We start from the raw sequence: 406 nt of genomic DNA on the forward strand, positions 1-406 counted from the left end.
GTCACCACGTCCTGCTCATTGTCGTATTCGAGCTGGTCGGCGGTGAACTGGATCTGGTCCTCGCCCTCGGGAAGCGCCGTCGGCGAAGGGGGCGGCGGCTCGACCGCGGGAGTCTGCAGGTCGGGGGCCGCAGCCGGGGTGGGGGCGCCCCGAGTCGGCTCGGTCTGCGTCTGCGCGCGCGCCTCGGCCGCCAGGCACAGGCCAAGCGCGGCCGACAGCAGCAAGGCCTTGCGCGTCACTTCGATTCCCACCTTTGCTTCAACTCCCGTGCACGCGGCTTCCACCGCCCTATCGCAGCGGTTGCGCCACCGCAACGTCACGTGCGTTGGCCCGAACGCACGGAAGCGCTAACAGGAGCCATGCAGGTCGACTTCTACCATCTGACGCAGCTTCCCCTGGAACGCGC

1 protein-coding gene is annotated in these 406 nt (G+C 69.2%); it reads right to left on the bottom strand.

Going from position 1 to position 406, the window contains the following annotated elements; genetic code table 11:
- A partial coding sequence (locus ACS72_RS15900) for a hypothetical protein (protein WP_212771720.1) occupies window positions 1–251 on the bottom strand: 251 nt, incomplete at its 3' end.
- Window positions 252–406 lie beyond the last annotated feature (155 nt).

It is taken from the genome of Acinetobacter sp. VT 511, assembly GCF_001077515.1.
GTDB classification, from domain to species: domain Bacteria; phylum Pseudomonadota; class Gammaproteobacteria; order Pseudomonadales; family Moraxellaceae; genus Acinetobacter; species Acinetobacter schindleri.